Here is a 21,532-nt window from a genome sequence, read left to right as displayed (position 1 = left end):
CCGGCCCCTCTCGGTGTGCGGGGTCGGGCTCAGCCCTTGGAGATCTCCCAGAAGCGGAAGACGGTGGAGGCGTCCAGCGACCACTGGAGGCCGGTGACGTTGGGGCGGGCCACCGCGTACTGCTTGCTCTGCCACAGCGGGAGGAGCGGGATCTCCTCGGCGACGATGTCCTGGAGGCGGGCGTAGTCGGTGCTGATGGAGGTGCGGTCGGAAACGGCCGAGGTCTGCGGGATGATCTTCTCGGTGATTTCCTTGTTGTTGTAGTTGTTCTTCAGCACGTTGTCCTTGCCGAAGAACGGCGCGGTGAAGTTGTCCGCGTCGGGGTAGTCCGGGACCCAGCCGCGGACGTAGACGCCGTACTTGCCGGCCTCGATGTCCTTCTCGTACTGGTCGAACTCGCTCGACTTGACGTCGGCCTGGAAGAGGCCGCTGTCGTTGAGCTGCTTGGCGATGACCTCGAGGTCACGGCCGGTGGCGGGGCCGTAGCGGCTGGGGGTGGACCACAGGGTCAGCTTGACCTTGCCCTTGATGCCGCCCTTGTCCAGGACCTCCTTGGCCTTGTCGGCCTGCGGGGAGGAGCCGTACTTGTCGAAGAACGGGGTGGTGTGGCCGCCGATGCCCGCCGGGACGATGGAGTACAGCGGGGTGGCGGTGCCCTGGTGGACGTTCCTGACGAGGGCTTCGCGGTCCAGGAGGTAGGCCATGGCCTTGCGGACCGGGAGCTTGCCGGCGACCGGGTCGTTCATGTTGAAGACGAGGTGCGAGACCTCGGCTCCGGTGCCCTGGATAGCGGAGGGCTTGCCGTCGGTGCCGGTGGAGGCGGCGGGGTTGGGGATGTCCTTGGGGTCCAGGCCGCGGAAGGCGAAGTCGACCTGGCCGTCCTCGAGGGCCTTCTTCAGCGCGGTCTGGTCGCCGTCGAAGAACTTGATGGTGACGCCGTTGTTCTTCGCCTTGGCCTGGCCGGTGTAGGAGGAGTTGACGGAGAGGCTCGCCGACTTGTCGCCGAAGGAGTCCAGCTTGTAGACGCCGGAGCCGACGGCCTTGCCGTCGGTGCGCAGCTTGTCGGCCGGGTACTCGGTGTGGTCGACGATGGAGCCGGCACCGGAGGCGATCTTGCTGGGGAAGGTCGCGTCGGGGGTCTTCAGGCGGAAGGTGACGGTCTTGTCGTCGGGCGTGTCGATTCCGGCTATGGACGTCAGCATGACGGCCGGGCCGTTCTCGTCGTTGATCTTCAGCGTGCGCTCGAAGGAGAACTTGACGTCCTTGGAGGTGAGCGCGTTGCCGTTGCTGAACTTGAGGCCGGTGCGCAGGGTGCAGGTGTACACCTTGCTGTCACTGCCCTTGAAGCCGCAGGTCTCGGCGGCGTCGGGGGCGGGGGCGGTGGCGCCCTTGGGGAAGTGCAGCAGCGACTGGAAGACGTTGTTGAACAGCAGCCAGGAGCCGGGGTCGTAGCCGGATGCCGGGTCGGTGGCCTTGACCTCGTCGGACATTCCCATGACCACGGACTTGCCGTCGCCGTCGGCCGGGCCTTCCTGCGAGCCGCAACCGCTGAGCAGGGCAGCTGCGGTGGCCGCGCCGAGCGGGGCCGCCAACCACTGGTTACGAATCTTCACGCGAGTGTCCTTCACAGTTCTTGTACGCCTTGTTCCGCCGACCGCGGTTCCGACGGCCGGTTGCCGCAGTGTCAGCCCCGCATGCCCCGGCCGAGTTCCCACAGCTGAAGGTCGGAGATGGAGTTCACGGACCACTCCACTCCGGTGATGCCGTCGCGTGCGGCGACGTACTGCTTGCCCTGCCAGAGCGGCAGGACGGGCACGTCCTCGGCGACGATGTTCTGCATCTCCTCGACGGCGGGCGCGGCGAGGGTGCGGTCGGCCGCGCGCCGGGACTCGGGGATGAGCTTGGTGCGCACCGTGCTGTTCGCGTACGGCGTGCCCAGGAAGTTGTCCTGCTCCAGGAAGGGAGCGAGGAAGTTGTCGGCGTCGGTGTAGTCGGGGAACCAGCCGAGCCCGTAGGCGGCGTAGTCGCCCTGCTTCTGGGCGGGGCGGAAGTCCGCCCATTCCTTGCCCTGGACGGTGACGTCGAACAGCTTGGTGGCGTTGAGCTGGGCCTTGAGCTCCTCGAACTCGGCGGCCGTGCCGTCGCCGTAGTGGTCGGTGGTGTAGTTCAGGGTCAGCTTGACCGGGGTCTTGATGCCGGCCGTGCGCAGCAGGTTCGCGGCGGTCTGGGTGTCGGCCTCGCCGTACTTGTTGAAGAACGAGTTGACGTGGCCGGGGACGCCGGCGGGGACGAGGGAGTAGAGCGGCTGGGCGCTCTTGCCGTAGACCTTGTTGATGAGCCGGCCGCGGTCGACGGCGGTGGCGAGGGCCTGGCGGACGGCCTTGTCCTTGACCGCGGGCGCGTCGGTGTTGAAGCCGATGTAGCGGATCTCCAGGCCGGGCAGGGGCACCAGCCGGACGCCCTTGGGCGGGTTGGTGGAGAGTTCCTTGATCTGGGCGGGCGACAGGGTGCGGGAGACCACGTGGATCTTGCCGTCGGTGAGTGCCGTGCCCATGGAGTCGGAGTCCTCGAAGGTGCGCAGTTCGACCTTGTCGTTCTGCGGCTTGAGGTCGCCCTGGTAGTTCGGGTTGCGGGTGAAGACGGCGCGGACCAGCTTGTCGCCCTTGACCTCGGCCTTCATGGTGTACGGGCCGGAGCCGTCGATCTGGAAGCCGTCGCGGAGCCTGCGGGCGTCGTAGGTCTTCTGGTTGACGATGCCCGCGGCGGGGGTGGAGAGCTTGTGCGGGAAGGTCGCGTCGGGGGTCTTCAGTCGGAAGACGACGGTGTCCTCGCCCTTGGTCTCGACCCGGTCGAGGGTGGAGAGGAGGGAGGAGGGGCCGTTCTCGTCCTTGATGGCGAGGACCCGGTCGATGGAGAACTTGACGTCCTCGGCGGTGAGCGGGTCACCGTTGGCGAACTTCATGCCGGGCCGCAGGGTGCAGCGGTAGGTCTGGTTGGCCTTGTCGGTGAAGTGGCACTTGGAGGCCGCTTCGGGGACGGGCTGGCCGCCGCCGCGGGGGGTGTGCATGAGGGTCTGGACGGTCTGGCGGAGGACGTTCCAGGCGCCGGCGTCGTAGGCGTGGGCCGGGTCGAAGGGTGCGGGCGCGGATGCGGAGGCCTCGAACCGGTCGGTGGTGCCGACCACGATCGCTCCGGATCCCGCTCCCGCTCCGCTGGTGCTGCCGCAGGCGGTCAGCGCGGGGGTGAGCAGGCCGGCTGCGGCCGTCAGCACCAGGGTCTTGCGGTTCATGCTGGACGTTCTCCCTCGACCGGCGCTTGGTCACTGCGGTACTGAGGGCATTTCGCGATTCGCCCGTTCTGGGCGGAACGATCGGGCCGGTGTTGTGACGATCGGTCCACGCAGTTCCGGCACGTGGGTATGTGTCCGGAACGGCTGAGGTGCGGCGAAGTGCCCGCGACGACCATAGTGGTCCGGGAAGGGATGGCTGGAACCACCCACGGCGGGCCTGTAATCGCTGGGTGATGGGTCCGAACTGCCTGCGTATCCAAGGCTCTCGGCAGATTCGGTCAGGAGCTGATCAATCCGGACACAAGGGAACGGCGCGGGGGCCCGAACGGGGCCGGGCGGGCCTGCCGCGGGTGACCAAGGTCACCCGGACATCCCGCCCGACACGGGATGGAATTTCGGCCTCCGGCACCCTGCGCGAGAGATCCTTCCGTGACACCGGGGCATGGGCCGCGTTCCGTTCGGCGTACGCGGGTACGGAGGGTGCCTGTTCAGTTCATCCGGGTGATCAGCGACCGGAGGAACGAGAGGTCGATGTCCTCCAGAGAGCCGACGATGGTCCGGCCCGGCGCGGGGTCGATCCGGCCCACGGAGGGTACGGCCACGACCCGGCAGCCGGCGGCCTCGGCGGCGGCGACCCCGGTGGCGGTGTCCTCGACGACGGCGCACCGGGAGGGGTGGGCGCCGAGGGACTGGGCGGCGAACAGGTACGGGTCGGGGTGCGGCTTGGTGCGTGCCACTTCGTCCCCGGCGACGGTGAGGGCGAACCGCTCGGGTCCCAGGGAGAGCAGGATGCGGTCGATGACCCGGCGGTGGGAGGCGGAGACCAGGGCGGTGGGCACGTTGTGCCGGGCGAGTTCGGTGAGCAGGCGCTCGGCGCCGGGCATGAGCGGTACGCGCTCGGCGATGCGGGCCTCGAACCGCTCGTTGAGCAGTACGGACATCTCGGCGAGGGAGATGTCCGCGCCGGTGGCCTCGATCAGGAAGCCCAGGCTCCGGCTCATCGGCCCGCCGACGACGATGTCGCGCCAGGATTCGTCGAGCCGGTGCCCGAGTTCGGCGAAGGCGTCGACTTCGGCGTCCCACCAGAAGCCCTCGGTGTCGACGAGCGTCCCGTCCATGTCGAGCAGCACCGCCTGGAGGGCCGAGCCGTCGGCCGTGCGCGCGACGGAGGCGGATACGGCGCTGGTCATGTGGCGCACCTCTCTGAAGGGACGAGAAGGCCGGCCACCTCTTCCCCCGGGCGGCACGCGGGGTGCGTGCCGGAGGGAACAGGCGACCGGCCTGTATGGGACCGACCAGTGTACGCCGGTCTGCCTCAGCGTGCGTTGAAATACTTCGCTTCGGGGTGGTGGATGACGATCGCGTCGGTGGACTGCTCGGGGTGGAGCTGGAACTCCTCGGACAGGTGGACCCCGATCCGCTCCGGCTGGAGCAGGTCGGCGATCTTCGCGCGGTCCTCCAGGTCGGGGCAGGCGCCGTAGCCGAGGGAGAAGCGGGCGCCGCGGTACTTCAGGGCGAACATGTCCTCGACGTCGGCGGGGTCCTCGCCGGCGAAGCCGAGCTCGGCGCGGACGCGGGCGTGCCAGTACTCGGCGAGGGCCTCGGCGAGCTGCACGGACAGGCCGTGGAGTTCGAGGTACTCGCGGTAGGAGTCGGAGGCGAACAGCTTGGCGGTGGCCTCACCGATCTTCGAGCCCACCGTGACCACCTGGAGGCCGACCACGTCGGTCTCGCCGGACTCCTCGGGACGGAAGAAGTCGGCGAGGCAGAGGCGGCGGCCGCGGCGCTGCCGGGGGAAGGTGAAGCGGGTCCGCTCGTTGCCCTGCTCGTCCAGGATGATCAGGTCGTCGCCCTTGGAGACGCACGGGAAGTAGCCGTAGACCACGGCTGCTTCCAGCAGGTTCTCGGTGTGCAGCTTGTCCAGCAGGCCGCGCAGCCGCGGCCGGCCTTCGGTCTCGACGAGCTCCTCGTACGTCGGGCCGCCTGCGCGGGCCTGCTTGAGGCCCCACTGGCCCTTGAACAGGGCGCCCTCGTCGAGCCAGGAGGCGTAGTCCTTCAGGCCGATGCCCTTGATGACGCGGGTGCCCCAGAACGGCGGGGTGGGCACCGGGTTGTCGGTGGCGACGTCGGAACGGACTCCGCTCTCGGGCTCCTCCGTCACCGGCAGGGGCACCTCGCGCTTGGCGACGCGGCGCTGCTTGAGCTCGGGCAGGGCGGCGCCGGGCACGCCGCGCTTGACGGCGATCAGGGCGTCCATGAGGCGGAGGCCCTCGAAGGCGTCGCGGGCGTAGCGGACTTCGCCCTCGTAGATCTCGTGGAGGTCCTGCTCGACGTAGGCGCGGGTGAGGGCGGCACCGCCGAGGATGACCGGGTAGTCGGCGGCCAGCTTGCGCTGGTTGAGCTCCTCCAGGTTCTCCTTCATGATCACGGTGGACTTGACCAGCAGGCCGGACATGCCGATGACGTCGGCGCGGTGTTCCTCGGCGGCTTCCAGGATCGCCGAGACGGGCTGCTTGATGCCCAGGTTGACCACGTTGTAGCCGTTGTTGGACAGGATGATGTCCACCAGGTTCTTGCCGATGTCGTGGACGTCACCGCGCACCGTGGCCAGCACGATCGTGCCCTTGCCCTCGGCGTCGGACTTCTCCATGTGCGGCTCCAGGTAGGCCACCGCGGTCTTCATGACCTCGGCGGACTGCAGCACGAACGGCAGCTGCATCTGGCCGGAGCCGAAGAGCTCGCCGACGACCTTCATGCCCTCCAGCAGGGTGTCGTTGACGATGTCGAGGGCCGGGCGGTCCTTCAGCGCCTCGTCGAGGTCGGCCTCCAGGCCGTTCTTCTCGCCGTCGATGATCCGCCGCTGCAGCCGCTCCTCCAGCGGCAGCGCGGCCAGCTCCTCCGCCTTGCCCGCCTTCAGCGACTTCGCGGTCGCGCCCTCGAACAGGGCCATCAGCTTCTGCAGCGGGTCATAGCCCTCCGCACGCCGGTCGTAGATCAGGTCCAGGGCGGTGGTGACCTGCTCCTCGTCGAACCGGGCGATCGGCAGGATCTTCGAGGCGTGCACGATCGCCGAGTCCAGGCCCGCCTTCACGCACTCGTCCAGGAACACGGAGTTGAGCAGGATGCGGGCGGCCGGGTTCAGGCCGAAGGAGATGTTCGACAGACCGAGGGTGGTCTGCACCTCCGGGTGGCGCCGCTTGAGCTCCCGGATCGCCTCGATGGTGGCGATGCCGTCCTTGCGGGACTCCTCCTGACCGGTGCAGATGGTGAAGGTCAGGGTGTCGATGAGGATGTCCGCCTCGCGGATGCCCCAGTTCTGCGTCAGGTCGTCGATGAGGCGCTCGGCGATGGCGACCTTCGTCTCGACGGTGCGGGCCTGGCCCTCCTCGTCGATGGTCAGCGCGATCAGCGCCGCGCCGTGCTCCTGGGCCAGCCGGGTGACCTTGGCGAAGCGGGACTCGGGGCCGTCGCCGTCCTCGTAGTTGACGGAGTTGATGACGGCGCGTCCGCCGAGCTTCTCCAGGCCGGCCTGGATGACGTCGACCTCGGTGGAGTCCAGCACGATCGGCAGCGTGGACGCGGTCGCGAAACGGCCCGCGAGTTCCTCCATGTCCGCGACGCCGTCCCGGCCCACGTAGTCCACGCAGAGGTCGAGCATGTGCGCGCCCTCGCGGATCTGGTCCCGGGCCATCTCCACGCAGTCGTCCCAGCGGGCTTCGAGCATGGCCTCGCGGAACTTCTTCGACCCGTTCGCGTTCGTCCGCTCGCCGATCGCCATGTACGAGGTGTCCTGCCGGAACGGGACGGTCTGGTACAGGGAGGCGGCGCCGGGCTCGGGGCGCGGCTCGCGGACGGCGGGGGCCAGGCCGTGGACGCGTTCGGCGACCTGGCGGAGGTGCTCGGGGGTGGTGCCGCAGCAGCCGCCGATCAGGGAGAGGCCGTACTCGCGGACGAAGGTCTCCTGGGCGTCGGCGAGCTCGCTCGGCGAGAGCGGGTAGTGGGCGCCGTCCTTGGTGAGGACCGGCAGGCCGGCGTTGGGCATGCAGGAGAGCGGGATGCGGGCGTTGCGGGCGAGGTAGCGCAGGTGCTCGCTCATCTCCGCGGGGCCGGTGGCGCAGTTCAGGCCGATCATGTCGATGCCGAGCGGCTCGAGCGAGGTCAGGGCGGCGCCGATCTCGGAGCCGAGCAGCATGGTGCCGGTGGTCTCCACGGTGACCGAACAGATCAGCGGTACGGAGACGCCGAAGGCGTCCATGGCGCGGCGGGCGCCGATCAGCGAGGCCTTGGTCTGGAGGAGGTCCTGGGTGGTCTCCACCAGCAGGGCGTCGGCGCCGCCCGCCAGCAGGCCCTCGGCGTTGATCTGGTAGGCGTCGCGGATGGTGGCGTACGAGATGTGGCCGAGGGTGGGCAGCTTGGTGCCCGGGCCGATCGAGCCGAGCACCCAGCGCTGGCGGCCGGTGGAGGCGGTGAACTCGTCGGCGACCTGGCGGGCGATCCGGGCGCCGGCCTCGGACAGCTCGAAGTTGCGGTCGGCGATGTCGTACTCGGCGAGCGCGGCGAAGTTGGCGCCGAAGGTGTTGGTCTCGACGCAGTCGACCCCGGCGGAGAAGTACTCCTCGTGCACGGAGCGGACGATGTCGGGGCGGGTGACGTTCAGGACCTCGTTGCAGCCTTCGAGCTGCTGGAAGTCCTCCAGTGAGGGGTCCTGCGCCTGGAGCATCGTTCCCATGGCTCCGTCGGCGACCACCACGCGGGTGGCGAGTGCCTCGCGGAGGGCTTCTGCCCGGGCACGGGTGTCGGCGGACGGGTTCGGCAACGAGGCCATGGTGTGCTCCCTGGGATGCGACGGCTGTCGGCTTTACACCCTTCTGACAAGGGTGTACGCGGTCAGGGTAACCGTGCGGGCCCGCCCCCGGTGCGGGTGTCCCACGGGGCGGACAGGCATCCTGTGCGCGGGGACGGCCGGTCCGGTCCGGTGCCGCCCGTCGCCCCGGTCCTGCGCAAGGTCGGCATCGGCCGATAGAGTTCGACATTGTCGAATGACGTCTTCACCAGCCCTACCCGCTCCACACCGCTCCCAGGAGGCCCCGCGATGGCACGGAACATCCAGTCGCTCGAACGAGCCGCTGCGATGCTGCGGCTCCTGGCGGGCGGCGAGCGCAGGCTCGGCCTGTCCGACGTGGCCTCCGCCCTGGGGCTGGCCAAGGGTACGGCGCACGGGATCCTGCGCACCCTGCAGGCGGAGGGCTTCGTCGAGCAGGACCCGGCGTCCGGCCGCTACCAGCTGGGCGCAGAGCTGCTGCGGCTGGGCAACAGCTATCTGGACGTGCACGAGCTGCGCGCGCGGGCACTGGTGTGGACGGACGACCTGGCGCGGGCGAGTGGCGAGAGCGTGTACGTGGGCGTGCTGCACCAGAGCGGGGTGCTGATCATGCACCACGTGTTCCGGCCGGACGACAGCCGGCAGGTGCTGGAGGTCGGGGCCATGCAGCCGCTGCACTGCACGGCCCTGGGCAAGGTGCTGTCGGCGTACGACCCGGTGGCGCACAGCGAGGCGGTGGAGGCGGAGCGGGAGGCGTTCACCCCGCGGACGGTCACCGACCTGGAGGGCTTCGAGGCGGTGCTGTCGCTGACCCGGGCGCGCGGCTGGGCGGCGGACGTGGAGGAGACCTGGGAGGGCATCGCCTCGGTGGCGGCGCCGATCCACGACCGGCGGCGGATGCCGGTGGGCGCGGTGGCCGTCGCGGGTGCCGTGGAGCGGGTCTGCGGGGAGCCGGGAGAGCCGCGCGCGGCCCTGGTGGCGGCGGTCCGCGACTGCGCAAGGGCGGTTTCCCGCGATCTCGGCGCGGGCCGGTTCTGACCTTCCCCTTCTCTGCCAGGAGGCCACTCTGTGGCCTCTTTTGGCGTTTTTTGAGCATTTTCAGCCACGTCACGCCATCCAGGTGGCTGAATTTGGGCGATCGTACCGAGTGGTAACGATCCGGAATCTGGCCTGGCCAGACCTTGACGCGTTCTTCACCTGGCCGGAAAACTGCCGTTCATCGGTCGGCATTGTCGAACACCTACCGGCAATACGCGCTAGGGTGTGACAAGGCCGGGACCGGAACAGCACTGACCCAGTGCGTGGGACCCGGGCGGGATCCGGGGTCCCCTCACCCCCTGGACGTACGACAAAGGAGTCGCGGGTGACCAGCTCCGACATCTTCATCGGCGAGACCATCGGTACCGCCCTGCTCACACTGCTCGGCGGTGGCGTCTGCGCCGCGCTGACCCTCAAGAGCTCCAAGGCCCGCGGCGCGGGCTGGCTCGCCATCACCTTCGGCTGGGGCTTCGCCGTCCTGATCGCGGCCTACGTGTCCGCGCCGCTCTCCGGCGCGCACCTGAACCCGGCCGTCACGGTCGGCATCGCCGTCACCAACGGCGAGTGGGGCGACGTCCCCGTCTACCTGGCCGGCCAGCTGCTCGGCGCGATGCTCGGCTCCGTGCTGATGTGGATCGCCTACTACGGGCAGTTCCAGGTGCACCTCTCCGACCCGGAGCACATCAAGGACGCCACGCTCGGTCCCGAGGACCCGCACCCGCACGACCAGGCCGGCCCGGTCCTGGGAATCTTCTCCACCGGCCCCGAGATCCGCAATGTCGTCCAGAACCTCGCCACCGAGATCATCGGCACGGCCGTCCTGATCATCGCGATCCTCACCCAGGGTCTGCAGGGCGACGGCAAGGGCCTCGGTGTCATCGGCGTGCTGATCACCTCCTTCGTGGTCGTCGGCATCGGCCTCTCGCTCGGCGGCCCGACCGGCTACGCCATCAACCCGGTCCGTGACCTCGGTCCGCGCATCGTGCACGCCCTGCTCCCGCTGCCCAACAAGGGCGGTTCGGACTGGGGGTACTCCTGGATCCCGGTGGTCGGCCCGCTCATCGGCGCCGTACTCGCCGGCGGTCTGTACAACCTCGCGTTCGCCTGATCCGCTGATCTGCTGATCCGTCGGCGTGCCGACCGGCCCCGCCGGTCGGCCCCGGCATCCGCCCACTCACGAGACTTGCCAGGAGCAGCCACATGACCACCAGCACCGGCCCCTTCATCGCCGCGATCGACCAGGGCACCACCTCCTCCCGCTGCATCGTCTTCGACCGCGACGGCCGCATCGTCGCCGTGGACCAGAAGGAGCACGAGCAGATCTTCCCGAAGCCGGGCTGGGTGGAGCACGACGCCACGGAGATCTGGACCAACGTCCAGGAGGTCGTCGCCGGGGCCATCGCCAAGGCCGGCATCACCTCCGCCGACGTCAAGGCTGTCGGCATCACCAACCAGCGCGAGACCACCGTCCTGTGGGACAAGAACACCGGCGAGCCGGTGCACAACGCGCTGGTCTGGCAGGACACCCGCACCGACGCGCTGTGCAAGGAGCTCGGCCGCAACGTCGGCCAGGACCGCTTCCGCCGCGAGACCGGCCTGCCCCTGGCCTCGTACTTCTCCGGCCCCAAGGTCCGCTGGCTGCTCGACAACGTCGAGGGCCTGCGCGAGCGCGCCGAGGCCGGGGACATCCTCTTCGGCACCATGGACACCTGGGTCATCTGGAACCTGACCGGCGGTGTGAACGGCGGCCGGCACGTCACCGACGTCACCAACGCCTCCCGCACCATGCTGATGAACCTGCACGACCTGGCCTGGGACGAGCGCATCCTGCAGTCCATGGACATCCCGGCCTCCGTGCTGCCGGAGATCCGGTCCTCCGCCGAGGTCTACGGCGAGGTCGAGGAGGGCGTGCTCGCGGGCATCCCCGTCGCCTCCGCGCTGGGCGACCAGCAGGCCGCCCTGTTCGGCCAGACCTGTTTCGCCGAGGGCGAGGCCAAGTCCACCTACGGCACCGGAACGTTCATGCTGATGAACACCGGCGACAAGATCATCAACTCCTACAGCGGCCTGCTGACCACGGTCGGCTACCAGATCGGCGACCAGAAGCCGGTCTACGCCCTGGAGGGCTCCATCGCCGTCACCGGCTCGCTCGTCCAGTGGATGCGCGACCAGATGGGCCTGATCAAGTCCGCGGCCGAGATCGAGACCCTGGCATCCTCCGTCGAGGACAACGGCGGCGCCTACTTCGTGCCCGCCTTCTCCGGCCTGTTCGCCCCGTACTGGCGTTCCGACGCCCGCGGTGTGATCGCCGGCCTCACCCGGTACGTCACCAAGGCGCACATCGCCCGTGCCGTGCTGGAGGCCACCGCCTGGCAGACCCGTGAGATCACCGACGCCATGACCAAGGACTCGGGCGTCGAGCTCGCGGCCCTCAAGGTCGACGGCGGCATGACCTCCAACAACCTGCTGATGCAGACCCTCTCGGACTTCCTGGACGCCCCCGTGGTCCGTCCGATGGTCGCCGAGACCACCTGCCTCGGTGCCGCCTACGCCGCCGGCCTGGCCGTCGGCTTCTGGCCCGACACCGACGCGCTGCGCGCCAACTGGCGCCGGGCCGCGGAGTGGACCCCGCGGATGCCCGCCGACCAGCGGGAGCGCGAGTACAAGAGCTGGCTCAAGGCCGTTGAGCGGACCATGGGCTGGGTCGACGACGAAGACGCCAGCTGACCTCAACCGGCTGACGCAACGATGCCGGCCCACCGCACCGCGGCCGGCGCAAGCGACGACGAGGAGCTAAGACAATGAGCAGCCCGCAGAGCGTGCCCGCCCTGGGCACGCACCCGACCGCCGGTTCCCACGCGAGCCGTGCCGAGACCCGCGAACAGCTGGCGAAGGCCACGTACGACCTGCTGGTCGTCGGTGGCGGAATCCTGGGCACCTCGGTTGCCTGGCACGCCGCGCAGTCGGGCCTGCGGGTCGCCATGGTGGACGCCGGCGACTTCGCCGGCGCCACCTCCTCGGCCTCCTCCAAGCTGGTCCACGGCGGTCTGCGCTACCTGCAGACCGGCGCGGTCAAGCTGGTCGCCGAGAACCACCACGAGCGGCGGGTGCTGGCCAAGGACGTGGCCCCGCACCTGGTCAACCCGCTCACTTTCTACCTGCCGGTCTACAAGGGCGGTCCGGTGGGTGCGGCCAAGCTGGGCGCGGGTGTGTTCGCGTACTCCGCCCTCTCGGCCTTCGGCGACGGCATGGGCAAGGTCATATCCCCGGCCCGTGCCGCCGCCGACAACCCCGGCCTGAAGACGGACAACCTCAAGGCCGTCGCGGTCTACTACGACCACCAGATGAACGACTCCCGCGTCGCGGTCATGACGGTCCGCGCGGCCGTCGAGTCCGGCGCCGTCGTCCTCAACCACGCCGAGGTCACCGGCCTGCGCATGACGCAGGGCCGGGTCACCGGCGCCGAGCTCAGGGACCGCCTGGACGGCACCGAGTTCGGGATCGACGCGCGCGTCGTGCTCAACGCCACCGGCCCGTGGGTGGACCACCTGCGGCGCATGGAAGACAAGCACTCGATGCCGTCGATCCGGCTCTCCAAGGGCGCGCACATCGTGATGAAGCGCAAGTCCCCGTGGAAGGCCGCCATGGCCACCCCGATCGACAAGTACCGCATCACCTTCGCCCTGCCGTGGGAGGACCAGCTCCTGCTCGGCACCACCGACACCCAGTACGAGGGCGACCCGGCGGACGTGCAGGCCACCGAGGCCGACATCCAGCAGATCCTCGACGAGGCCGCGTTCTCCATCAAGGACACCGACCTCGACCGCTCCCTGATGACCTACGCCTTCGCCGGCCTGCGGGTGCTCCCCGGCGGCCCGGGCAACGTGGCGCAGGCCAAGCGCGAGACGGTCGTCACCGAGGGCCGCGGCGGCATGCTGTCGGTGGCCGGCGGCAAGTGGACCACCTACCGGCACATCGGCCGCGTGGTCATGGACAAGCTGTCCAAGCTGCCGGGCAGCCCGCTGACCGAGGACATGGAGCCGGTGAAGTCCCTGGTGCGCCGGGTCCCGCTGCCCGGCGTCGCCAACCCCAACGCGGTCGCGCACCGCCTGCTGGTGGACCGCGAGCCGGGCATGCGGATGGACCCGCTCACCGCCCGGCACCTGGCCTCCCACTACGGCTCGCTGGCCTTCGACATCGCCCGCCTGGTCAACGAGGACCCCTCGCTGGGCGAGCGGATCCACGAGGACGGCCCGGAGATCTGGGCGCAGGTCGCCTACGCCCGCGACTACGAGTGGGCTGAGACGGTGGACGACGTGCTGCGCCGCCGTACGACGGTGACCGTACGCGGCCTCGACGACGACGCCGTGCGCGCGCGGGTGGCGGAGATGCTGGCCGCGAAGGCGTAGCCCACGCGGCCACTGGGCAGGGGCGGTTCCGAGAGGAACCGCCCCTTCGTCATGGCTTCACGCGGGGTGTGGCGGCCGTCCCCTCAAGGCATAGGCTGACCCCTTGTACACGAGGAACTTCGGAAGGAGACCTGGGTGATCGAGCTTGAGGGCGTGCCCGAGCTGATCGACCCGGTCATGGTGGCCGCGTTCGAAGGCTGGAACGACGCGGGCGACGCGGCCTCCGGTGCGGTCGCGCATCTGGACCGGGAATGGAAGGGCGAGGTCTTCGCGGCGCTGGACGCCGAGGACTACTACGATTTCCAGGTCAACCGTCCGACGGTGTGGCTGGACAACGGCGTACGCAAGATCACCTGGCCGACGACCCGGCTGTCGGTGGTCCGGATCGGCGGGGCGAAGCCGCGCGACCTGGTCCTGGTGCGGGGCATCGAACCGTCCATGCGCTGGCGGTCCTTCTGCAACGAGCTCCTCGGCTTCGCCCACGAGCTGGGCGTCGAGATGGTGGTCATCCTGGGCGCGCTGCTGGGTGACACCCCGCACACGCGGCCGGTGCCGGTCAGCGGGGTCACCTCCGACCCTGACCTGGCGCGGACCATGGACCTGGAGGAGACCCGGTACGAGGGCCCGACGGGCATCGTCGGCATCCTGCAGGAGGCCTGCACCCACGCCGGCGTCCCGGCCGTCTCGCTGTGGGCGGCGGTCCCCCACTACGTCTCGCAGCCGCCGAACCCCAAGGCGACGCTGGCCCTCCTCAACCGCCTTGAGGACCTGATCGACATCCGGATCCCGCTGGGCGAGCTGCCGGAGGACGCGCGGGCGTGGCAGCTGGGCGTGGACCAGCTGGCGGCGGAGGACAGCGAGGTCGCGGAGTACGTGCAGACGCTGGAGGAGGCCCGGGACACGGCGGACCTGCCGGAGGCGTCCGGCGAGGCCATCGCCCGCGAGTTCGAGCGGTACCTGCGGCGGCGTGACCCCGCGCCCGACCAGGGCGGCCCGGGTGACGGCTCGTACATCCGCGACCCGTCGAGCGGCGGCCGCCCCCAGCCGAAACCGAAGCCCGGGCCCGAGGGGCCGGCGGACCCCGACGAGGACTCGTCGGGCTGACCCCCGGCGGGCCCCCGCACCACGAAGGCCGGTGGGCCGGAACTGCTGAGCAGTTCCGGCCCACCGGCCTTCGTGCGGGGAGGGGAAATCGCCCCGCGCAGCGGCTACAGTGCGACGCCCAGCAGGGCGTCCACCGTGCGGGAGACCAGCCCGGGGGCGGACTCGTCCTCGCCGTCCGTCGCGAGCTGGCGCTCGACCCAGCGGTCGACCGCCGCGAGGGCCGCCGGGGCGTCCAGGTCGTTGGCCAGGGCCTCGCGGACCTCCTCGACGAGGCCGTCGGCCGGCAGGCCGTCGGGCCGGGACACCGCCGCGCGCCAGCGGCCCAGGCGGGCCTCCGCCTCGGCGAGGACCGCGTCGGTCCACTCCCAGTCGGCCCGGTAGTGGTGGGAGAGCAGGGCGAGGCGGATCGCCACCGGGTCCGTGCCGGCCCGGCGCAGTGCCGAGACGAAGACCAGGTTGCCCTTCGACTTCGACATCTTCTCGCCGTGCAGCGCGACCATGCCCGCGTGCACGTACGCCTTGGCCATCGGGAACTCGCCGGTCAGCACCTGGGCGTGCGAGGCGCCCATCTCGTGGTGCGGGAAGGCGAGGTCCGATCCGCCGCCCTGGATGTCGAAGCCCATCCCGAGGTGCTCCAGCGCGATGGCGACGCACTCGATGTGCCAGCCGGGGCGGCCGCGCCCCAGCGAGCCGCCGTCCCAGCTCGGCTCCCCGTCCCGGGCCGCCATCCACAGCATCGGGTCGAGGGCGTTCTTCTTGCCGGGCCGCTCCGGGTCGCCGCCGCGCTCCGCCGACAGCAGGCGCATCGCCTCGGCGTCGAGCCGGGAGACGGTGCCGAAGTGCCGGTCGGCCTCGACGGAGAAGTAGATGTCGCCGTCGAGCTCGTAGGCGGCACCCGCGTCCCGCAGGCGTTCCACCAGCGGCACGATCCCCGGTATGGCCTCGACCGCGCCGACGTAGTGCTGCGGCGGCAGCATCCGCAGGGCGGTCATGTCCTCGCGGAACAGCGCGGTCTCGCGCTCCGCCAGCTCGGTCCAGTCATGGCCGTCGCGCAGCGCCCGCTCCAGCAGCGGATCGTCCACGTCGGTCACGTTCTGGACGTAGTGGACCTGCCGCTTGGTGTCGAGCCACACGCGCTGAACGAGGTCGAACGCGTTGTAGGTCGCCGCGTGACCCATGTGGGTCGCGTCGTACGGGGTGATACCGCAGACGTAGATACGGGCGACGGGACCGGGACTGAGGGTGATCAGTCCGCCGGTCGCGGTGTCGTGGATCTGGAGGTCGCGGCCCTTGCCGGGCAGGGCGGGGACCTCAGAAGCGGGCCAGGCATGCATGCCTCGAGCCTAACCGGACGGATGTTCCGTAAACGAACCGGACCTGCACCGTTACCGGGAATGGCCGGTTCCGCGCTCTTGCGGGCCGGCTGGATCCGTGCGCGCCCGCCGGCTTCGGCTGCCTGCCGGACTCAGACCGGCGGCCAGGGGATCGACGGCCACTGCCCGGACGGCTCCGGATGCGTCCCGGTACCCAGCAGTACCGCCACCCGGTCCCGTACGGCGGCCAGCTCGGCGGGAGTGATCAGTTCGGCCAGCCGGGTGGCGAGGGGGCCTCCCTCCGCGAGCTGCCCGGAGAGCGAGCCGAGCACCGCCACCGCCTCCTCGGTGAGCGGCTCCCCCGCCCACCCCCACAGCAGGGTCCGCAGCTTGTCCTCGACGTGGAAGGAGACCCCGTGGTCGATCCCGTAGAGCCGTCCGTCCCCGCCCGGCAGCAGGTGGCCGCCCTTGCGGTCGCCGTTGTTGATCACGGCGTCGAGCACGGCGAGCCGTCGCAGCCGCTCGTCGTCGGCGTGCACCAGCAGGGCGGTGCGCCCGCCGCCGACCTCCGCGAAGGCGACCGGCCGCCAGCCCTCCCCGGCCTCCTCGCCGTCGACCAGGGCCAGCAGCGCGCCGTCCCCGCCGGCCCCGTCCCCCGCGCCTGCGTCGGCATCGGCATCGGCATCGATCCACTGCTGGACCATGCCCTCGCCGTACGGGCCGTCGCGCAGCACGGTGACGGGCACCAGGCCCCAGCCGGTGGCCTCGGAGACCAGGTAGGCGGCGACCTCGCGCTGGGCGAGGGTGCCGTCGGGGAAGTCCCACAGCGGCCGCTCGCCCTTGACCGGCTTGTACACGCACTCGGCGGTGTCGCCGTCCAGGGTGACGGTGCACAGCAGGACCGCGTTGGACGCCTCCCGGATCCGGCCGCGGACGGTCAGCTCACCATGGGTGAGCAGCTCCACCAGTGCGGAGCTGTCGGGGGTCACGGCGGTCACACCTGCCGCCGGTATCCGTTCTGACGCGGACACACGTGTCCTTCCGGGTCCAGGGGCAGGCTGCACAGCGGGCACGGCGGCCGGCCGGCGTTGACGACGTCCAGGGCGCGCTTGGCGAAGGCCCGGGCCTGCGCGCCGGTGAGCCGGACGCGGAGCATGGGCGGGCCGTTCTCCTCGTCCTGCAGGAGCCGTTCCTCGGCCTCGGCGAGGTCCTCCTCGGAGTCCGCCTCGAGTTCGACCAGGGCCTGGGCCTCGACGATCATGCGCTGTTCCTCGCCGTCCCAGGCCAGGGCCATGGTGCCGACGCGGAACTCCTCGTCCACGGGAACGTCCAGCGGCGCGGTGTCGGTGGCCTCGGCCGGGGCGACGGCCGGAACCGCCGCGTTCCCGCCGGTACGGCGCACGACCTCGTCGAGGAGTTCGTCCATCCGCTCGGCGAGCGCGGCGACCTGGGTCTTCTCCAGCGAGACGCTGGTGACCCGGGGACCCGCCGATGCCTGCAGGAAGAACGTACGGCGTCCAGGCAGGCCGACCGTGCCCGCTACGAAGCGGTCCGGCGGGTCGTAGAGGAACACCTGACGGGGCACGTCCAGTCTCCAAGTCTCGGCAGGGTCGTTCTGGGCAGTTCGATCAGTCCACACTACTGCGCCCACCCGTGCACCGTTCGGTCACCCGGCGCCCGCGCCGCCCCCGACCACCGCTTTCCCGCCGTCTTCGGTGAGTTTGTCCGCGTTGCTCTCCCGGGGGGCGAGCGAGCCAAAGTCCCCGGTGTCACCCAGCCGGAGCAGGAAGGGGCGGGTCCGGGTGTAGCGGATCGCGGTGACCGAGCAGGGGTCGACGTGCAGGCGCTGGAACAGGTCCAGGTGCATGCCGAGGGCGTCGGCCACAAGGGACTTGATGATGTCCCCGTGCGAGCACATCAGGTAGACGGCGCCGGTGCCGTGCTGTTCGGCGATGCGGGCGTTCCAGTCCCGTACGGCGTCCACGGCGCGGGCCTGCATGGCCCGCATGGATTCCCCGCCGGGGAAGGCGGCGGCGGAGGGGTGCTGCTGGACCACGTCCATCAGGGGTTCGTCGGCGAGTTCGGAGAGTTTGCGGCCGGACCAGTCGCCGTAGTGGCATTCGCCGATCCGCTCGTCGGTGTGCAGCGGGAGGTCCGGGCGGGCCGCCAGCAGCGGCGCCAGGGTCTGCGTACAGCGTTCGAGGGGGCTGGTGACGGCGGCCGCGAGCGGGAGTCCGGCGAGCCGGCCCGGCAGTGCGGCGGCCTGGGCGGCACCCCTCTCGTCCAGGGTCACGCCGGGGGTCCAGCCGGCGAGCAGCCCTGCGGTGTTGGCGGTGGACCGCCCGTGTCGTACGAGGATCAACGTGGCCATGGCGCCAAGAGTAGGCGGTGCGCCCGGGGTGCGGGTCCGGACCGGGCAGGGAAGAATGCCCGGCGTGATTGTGGACTGCGCCATCTACCGGGCCGGGCGTCGCGCGGAGACGCCGGGGGACCTCTCCGACGCCCTGGCCGAGGCACGTGCGACCGGTGACGCCTTCCTCTGGATCGGCATGTACGAGCCCACCGAGCAGGAGTTCGAGCATGTGCGGAAGGAGTTCGTCCTGCATCCCCTGGCGGTGGAGGACGCTCTGACCGCGCACCAGCGCCCGAAGCTGGAGGTCTACGACGACTCGCTGTTCGTGGTCCTCAAGCCGGTGCTGTACGACGAGGACACCGACACGGTGACGGCGGGCGAGCTGATGGTCTTTGTCGGCGACTCCTTCGTGGTGACCGTCCGGCACGGTGAGGGCGGTGCGCTCTCCGCGGTGCGCCGGCGGCTGGAGCACGAGCCGGAGGTGCTCAGGCACGGGCCGACGGCCGTGCTGTACGCGGTCAGCGACGCGGTGGTGGACCACTACATCGAGGTCGCGGCCGAGCTCCAGGCCGACATGGAGGAGGTGGAGGCGGACGTGTTCGCGCCGAATCCCACCGATCCCAAGTCGATCGCGATGCGGATCTACGGTTTCAAGCGGCAGGTGCTGGAGTTCCGGCGGGCGACCACTCCGCTGATCCAGCCGATGAACCGGCTCGCCTTCGGCGGAGTGCCCTTCGTGGACGAACACGCGCAGCCGTTCTTCCGCGATGTCGCCGACCATCTGACCAAGGCGACCGAATACATCGAGGGCCTGGACCGGCTGCTGTCGGACGCCCTGGCGGCGCACCTGGCGCAGATGGGCGTCCGGCAGAACGACGACGTGCGGAAGATCTCGGCGTGGGCGGCGATCGCCGCCGTCCCGACGATGGTCGCGGGCATCTACGGCATGAACTTCGATCACATGCCGGAGCTCCACCAGTGGTGGGGGTACCCGCTGGTGCTGGCACTGATGGCGGGGGCCTGCGTGGGCCTGCACCGGATGTTCAAGCAGCGCGGCTGGCTGTAGCGGCCGTACCGGACCGCCCCGGGAGTCAGGCGAACTCGGGTGCGGTGGCCGCCGGGCCGCCGAGGGCGTCGCGGCGTTCCGGCATGGCCAGGCTGACCATGCGGTGCCAGCCGGCGAAGCGCTCGTAGCCGTGGACGGCGCGGATGCCGGCGGCGAGCACGGCCGCCTTCGGGCGGGGCCACTTCAGGATGCGGCCCATGTGGTCCATAACGGCCAGGCTCACGTCCCGGTAGACGGCGATCTCGGCGAGGGCGCTCTCGCGCAGCACCCGCTGGATGGTGCGGCCGTGCCCGGCGCGGGCGAGCCGGAGCAACTCCTCGTGGCAGTAGGCGAGGTGGTTGGTCTCGTCGTTGCTGATCATGCGGATGGCCCTGCCGAGCTCGGGGTGCTCGCCGAAGTCCCTGACGAGCATGTCCATCTGGTCGGCGGCCCGCTGCTCGGTGACCCTGCTGTGCGCGAGGTAGACCACGATGTCCTGTTCGGAGAGCGGTTCGTCGGCTCGCAGTTTGGTGTGTGCGAGGCCGATGCCGCGGCGTTCCAGCAGCATGGTGTAGTCGGTCTCCGGCGGGACCGGGACCGCCGGCAGGCCCCGCTTGCGGAGCAGGGCGTGGAAGATGCGGCCGTGCTTGTCCTCGTCCGCGCCGTGCCGGGTGATCTTGGGGGCCATGTCGCGCATGCTCTCCGGGACCAGGGCGGCGATCCGGGCGTTCTCCCATCCTCCCTGGGCCTCGCCGCTGGCGGCGATGGAACAGAACAGCTGGAAGGAGGCGTCGTCGTCGACGATCTCCTGGAACAGGCTGCGGGCAGAGAGCATGGGCCACCTCCGTGCGCGGACACCCCCGGGTAGCCCACTGAAGTCGGGATGGGGAGCGCGGGCAAGCCGATACGCCGGACGGCTGGGCCGAACGAAGGACGGGAAGGGTGGCGGCGGGCGCGTAACCCGGCGGGCGGGCCGCGCGTTGATGGGGGTGACGGCCGTGGCGGGGAAGACCCCCGAGCCCCCACCACGGCCGCTGGGCTCCTCAACTGCCGCCGGGCCCGCCCCCTCCGGGGCGGGCCCGGCGCGTGCGATCAGGCGAGGCCGGCGATCTCCAGGGCCTGGACGCCGGCCCGGAGGGCGGTGAGGCGCTCGTCCAGGGTGAAGCCGGCCGGGGCGAGGGTGAGCGTGGTGACCCCGGCCTCCGCGTAGGCCCGCATCCCGTCGGCGATCCGGTCGACGGATCCCAGCAGGGTGGTGGAGTCGATCAGGGAGTGCGGGACGGCGGCGGCCGCGCCCTGCTTGTCGCCGGACAGGTACTTGTCCTGGATCTCGGCGGCCTCCTTCTCGTAGCCCATGCGCTGCGCGAGCTGGTTGTAGAAGTTCTGCTTCCGGCTGCCCATGCCACCGACGTACAGGGCGGTGTAGGGGCGGAACATGTCGGCGAGCGCGGTCACGTCCTCGCCTACGGCGAGCGGCACGGTCGGGCAGACGTCGAAGCCGTCCAGGGTGAGGCCCGCCTTCTCCCGGCCGGCCCGGATGTGCCGGAGGGCGGTCTCCTCCAGGTGCTCGGCGGCGGGGAAGATCAGCAGTGCGCCGTCGGCGATCTCGCCGGTCTGCTCCAGGTTCTTCGGGCCGATCGCCGCGATGTAGAGGGGGATGTGCGGGCGGGTCGGGTGCACCGTGAGCTTGATCGGCTTGCCCGGGCCGCCGGGCAGCGGCAGGGTCCAGTGCTCGCCGTCGTGGGTCAGCCGCTCGCGGCTCATCGCCTTGCGGACGATCTCGACGTACTCGCGGGTCCGGGCGAGCGGCTTGTCGAACTTGACCCCGTACCAGCCCTCGGAGACCTGCGGGCCGGAGACGCCGAGGCCGAGGCGGAACCGGCCGCCGGAGAGCGAGTCGAGCGTGGCGGCGGTCATCGCGGTCATGGCGGGCTGGCGGGCCGGGATCTGCATGATCGCCGAGCCGACGTCGATGCGCTCGGTCTGCGCGGCCACCCAGGCGAGCACGGTCGGGGCGTCGGAGCCGTACGCCTCCGCGGCCCAGCAGACCTCGTAGCCGAGGCGGTCCGCCTCCTTGGCGACCTCCAGGTTGTCGGCGTCCATGCCCGCACCCCAGTAGCCGAGATTGATGCCGAGCCGCATAGGTGGTCCCCTTACTG

At 70.6% G+C, this 21,532-nt stretch carries 16 protein-coding genes; 6 read left to right on the top strand and 10 right to left on the bottom strand.

What is annotated here, in order from left to right:
* Positions 1–29 precede the first annotated feature (29 nt).
* From ACGFQ9_RS29685 to metH, 4 genes are all read right to left on the bottom strand, one after another.
* On the bottom strand, positions 30–1,613 hold the full coding sequence (locus ACGFQ9_RS29685; protein WP_393578015.1) for an ABC transporter substrate-binding protein: 1,584 nt from the start codon (positions 1,611–1,613) through the stop codon (positions 30–32).
* Positions 1,614–1,684: 71 nt separating this feature from the next.
* Positions 1,685–3,289 (bottom strand): ABC transporter substrate-binding protein, encoded by a 1,605-nt coding sequence (locus ACGFQ9_RS29680; RefSeq protein WP_393578014.1) that lies wholly within the window; start codon positions 3,287–3,289, stop codon positions 1,685–1,687.
* 488 nt (positions 3,290–3,777) lie between these two features.
* Complete coding sequence (locus tag ACGFQ9_RS29675) at positions 3,778–4,479, bottom strand: HAD family hydrolase (protein ID WP_393578012.1); 702 nt, start codon at positions 4,477–4,479, stop codon at positions 3,778–3,780.
* A gap of 125 nt (positions 4,480–4,604) precedes the next feature.
* Positions 4,605–8,114, bottom strand: coding sequence for a methionine synthase (metH, locus tag ACGFQ9_RS29670; RefSeq protein ID WP_393578010.1), 3,510 nt, complete (start codon positions 8,112–8,114; stop codon positions 4,605–4,607).
* A 267-nt stretch (positions 8,115–8,381) separates the two neighbouring features.
* Between metH and ACGFQ9_RS29665 the strand changes: the two genes are divergently transcribed.
* The 5 genes from ACGFQ9_RS29665 (at position 8,382) to ACGFQ9_RS29645 (ending at position 14,662) form a co-directional block, all read left to right on the top strand.
* Positions 8,382–9,149: an IclR family transcriptional regulator gene (locus ACGFQ9_RS29665; protein ID WP_393578009.1), complete on the top strand. Its 768-nt coding sequence runs from the start codon at positions 8,382–8,384 to the stop codon at positions 9,147–9,149.
* Positions 9,150–9,474: 325 nt separating this feature from the next.
* Entirely contained in the window at positions 9,475–10,257 is a 783-nt protein-coding gene (locus tag ACGFQ9_RS29660; protein ID WP_393578007.1) for an MIP/aquaporin family protein, read from the top strand.
* A gap of 92 nt (positions 10,258–10,349) precedes the next feature.
* On the top strand, positions 10,350–11,876 hold the full coding sequence (gene glpK, locus ACGFQ9_RS29655; RefSeq protein WP_393578005.1) for a glycerol kinase GlpK: 1,527 nt from the start codon (positions 10,350–10,352) through the stop codon (positions 11,874–11,876).
* Positions 11,877–11,950: 74 nt separating this feature from the next.
* On the top strand, positions 11,951–13,558 hold the full coding sequence (locus ACGFQ9_RS29650) for an FAD-dependent oxidoreductase (protein ID WP_393578003.1): 1,608 nt from the start codon (positions 11,951–11,953) through the stop codon (positions 13,556–13,558).
* Between the two features lie 135 nt (positions 13,559–13,693).
* Positions 13,694–14,662 carry a PAC2 family protein gene (locus tag ACGFQ9_RS29645; protein WP_393578001.1) on the top strand — a complete coding sequence of 323 codons (969 nt, stop codon included), beginning with the start codon at positions 13,694–13,696 and terminating at the stop codon, positions 14,660–14,662.
* A 104-nt stretch (positions 14,663–14,766) separates the two neighbouring features.
* Here ACGFQ9_RS29645 and mshC read toward each other — a convergent pair whose 3' ends face one another.
* The 4 genes from mshC to ACGFQ9_RS29625 form a co-directional block, all read right to left on the bottom strand.
* The gene (gene mshC, locus ACGFQ9_RS29640) at positions 14,767–15,996 is read right to left on the bottom strand and encodes a cysteine--1-D-myo-inosityl 2-amino-2-deoxy-alpha-D-glucopyranoside ligase (RefSeq protein ID WP_393577999.1); all 1,230 of its coding nucleotides are present in this window, start codon (positions 15,994–15,996) and stop codon (positions 14,767–14,769) included.
* Positions 15,997–16,127: 131 nt separating this feature from the next.
* Positions 16,128–17,006 carry an SCO1664 family protein gene (locus tag ACGFQ9_RS29635; protein ID WP_393577998.1) on the bottom strand — a complete coding sequence of 293 codons (879 nt, stop codon included), beginning with the start codon at positions 17,004–17,006 and terminating at the stop codon, positions 16,128–16,130.
* A complete protein-coding gene (locus ACGFQ9_RS29630) occupies positions 16,970–17,560 on the bottom strand; it encodes a DUF3090 domain-containing protein (RefSeq protein WP_393577996.1) in 591 nt (196 codons plus the stop codon). Before ACGFQ9_RS29630 ends, ACGFQ9_RS29635 begins: the two co-directional genes overlap by 37 nt.
* An 81-nt stretch (positions 17,561–17,641) precedes the next feature.
* A complete protein-coding gene (locus tag ACGFQ9_RS29625; protein WP_393577994.1) occupies positions 17,642–18,346 on the bottom strand; it encodes a histidine phosphatase family protein in 705 nt (234 codons plus the stop codon).
* 55 nt (positions 18,347–18,401) lie between these two features.
* On the opposite strand from ACGFQ9_RS29625, the gene ACGFQ9_RS29620 reads away from it, so the two are divergent.
* Positions 18,402–19,394 carry a magnesium and cobalt transport protein CorA gene (locus ACGFQ9_RS29620; protein ID WP_393577993.1) on the top strand — a complete coding sequence of 331 codons (993 nt, stop codon included), beginning with the start codon at positions 18,402–18,404 and terminating at the stop codon, positions 19,392–19,394.
* A gap of 25 nt (positions 19,395–19,419) precedes the next feature.
* Here the strand turns inward: ACGFQ9_RS29620 and ACGFQ9_RS29615 are convergent, their stop codons facing one another.
* The gene (locus tag ACGFQ9_RS29615) at positions 19,420–20,208 is read right to left on the bottom strand and encodes a ferritin-like domain-containing protein (RefSeq protein WP_393577991.1); all 789 of its coding nucleotides are present in this window, start codon (positions 20,206–20,208) and stop codon (positions 19,420–19,422) included.
* A 257-nt stretch (positions 20,209–20,465) separates the two neighbouring features.
* Positions 20,466–21,515: an LLM class F420-dependent oxidoreductase gene (locus ACGFQ9_RS29610; RefSeq protein WP_393577989.1), complete on the bottom strand. Its 1,050-nt coding sequence runs from the start codon at positions 21,513–21,515 to the stop codon at positions 20,466–20,468.
* Between the last annotated feature and the right edge of the window lie 17 nt (positions 21,516–21,532).

The sequence above is a fragment of the Streptomyces sp. NPDC048603 genome (assembly GCF_043199475.1).
Classification (GTDB): domain Bacteria; phylum Actinomycetota; class Actinomycetes; order Streptomycetales; family Streptomycetaceae; genus Streptomyces.
Note: the sequence above shows the minus strand (reverse complement) of the source record. Positions and strands in the feature narration are given on the sequence as shown.

What these genes read in the sequence shown, in the direction of transcription:
- ACGFQ9_RS29680 (WP_393578014.1), bottom strand. Translation starts at nt 3,289, where the DNA reads ATGAACCGCAAGACCCTGGTGCTGACGGCCGCAGCCGGCCTGCTCACC.
- ACGFQ9_RS29675 (WP_393578012.1), bottom strand. Translation starts at nt 4,479, where the DNA reads ATGACCAGCGCCGTATCCGCCTCCGTCGCGCGCACGGCCGACGGCTCG.
- metH (WP_393578010.1), bottom strand. Translation starts at nt 8,114, where the DNA reads ATGGCCTCGTTGCCGAACCCGTCCGCCGACACCCGTGCCCGGGCAGAA.
- ACGFQ9_RS29665 (WP_393578009.1), top strand. Translation starts at nt 8,382, where the DNA reads ATGGCACGGAACATCCAGTCGCTCGAACGAGCCGCTGCGATGCTGCGG.
- glpK (WP_393578005.1), top strand. Translation starts at nt 10,350, where the DNA reads ATGACCACCAGCACCGGCCCCTTCATCGCCGCGATCGACCAGGGCACC.
- ACGFQ9_RS29650 (WP_393578003.1), top strand. Translation starts at nt 11,951, where the DNA reads ATGAGCAGCCCGCAGAGCGTGCCCGCCCTGGGCACGCACCCGACCGCC.
- mshC (WP_393577999.1), bottom strand. Translation starts at nt 15,996, where the DNA reads ATGCATGCCTGGCCCGCTTCTGAGGTCCCCGCCCTGCCCGGCAAGGGC.
- ACGFQ9_RS29625 (WP_393577994.1), bottom strand. Translation starts at nt 18,346, where the DNA reads ATGGCCACGTTGATCCTCGTACGACACGGGCGGTCCACCGCCAACACC.
- ACGFQ9_RS29620 (WP_393577993.1), top strand. Translation starts at nt 18,402, where the DNA reads ATGCCCGGCGTGATTGTGGACTGCGCCATCTACCGGGCCGGGCGTCGC.
- ACGFQ9_RS29615 (WP_393577991.1), bottom strand. Translation starts at nt 20,208, where the DNA reads ATGCTCTCTGCCCGCAGCCTGTTCCAGGAGATCGTCGACGACGACGCC.
- ACGFQ9_RS29610 (WP_393577989.1), bottom strand. Translation starts at nt 21,515, where the DNA reads ATGCGGCTCGGCATCAATCTCGGCTACTGGGGTGCGGGCATGGACGCC.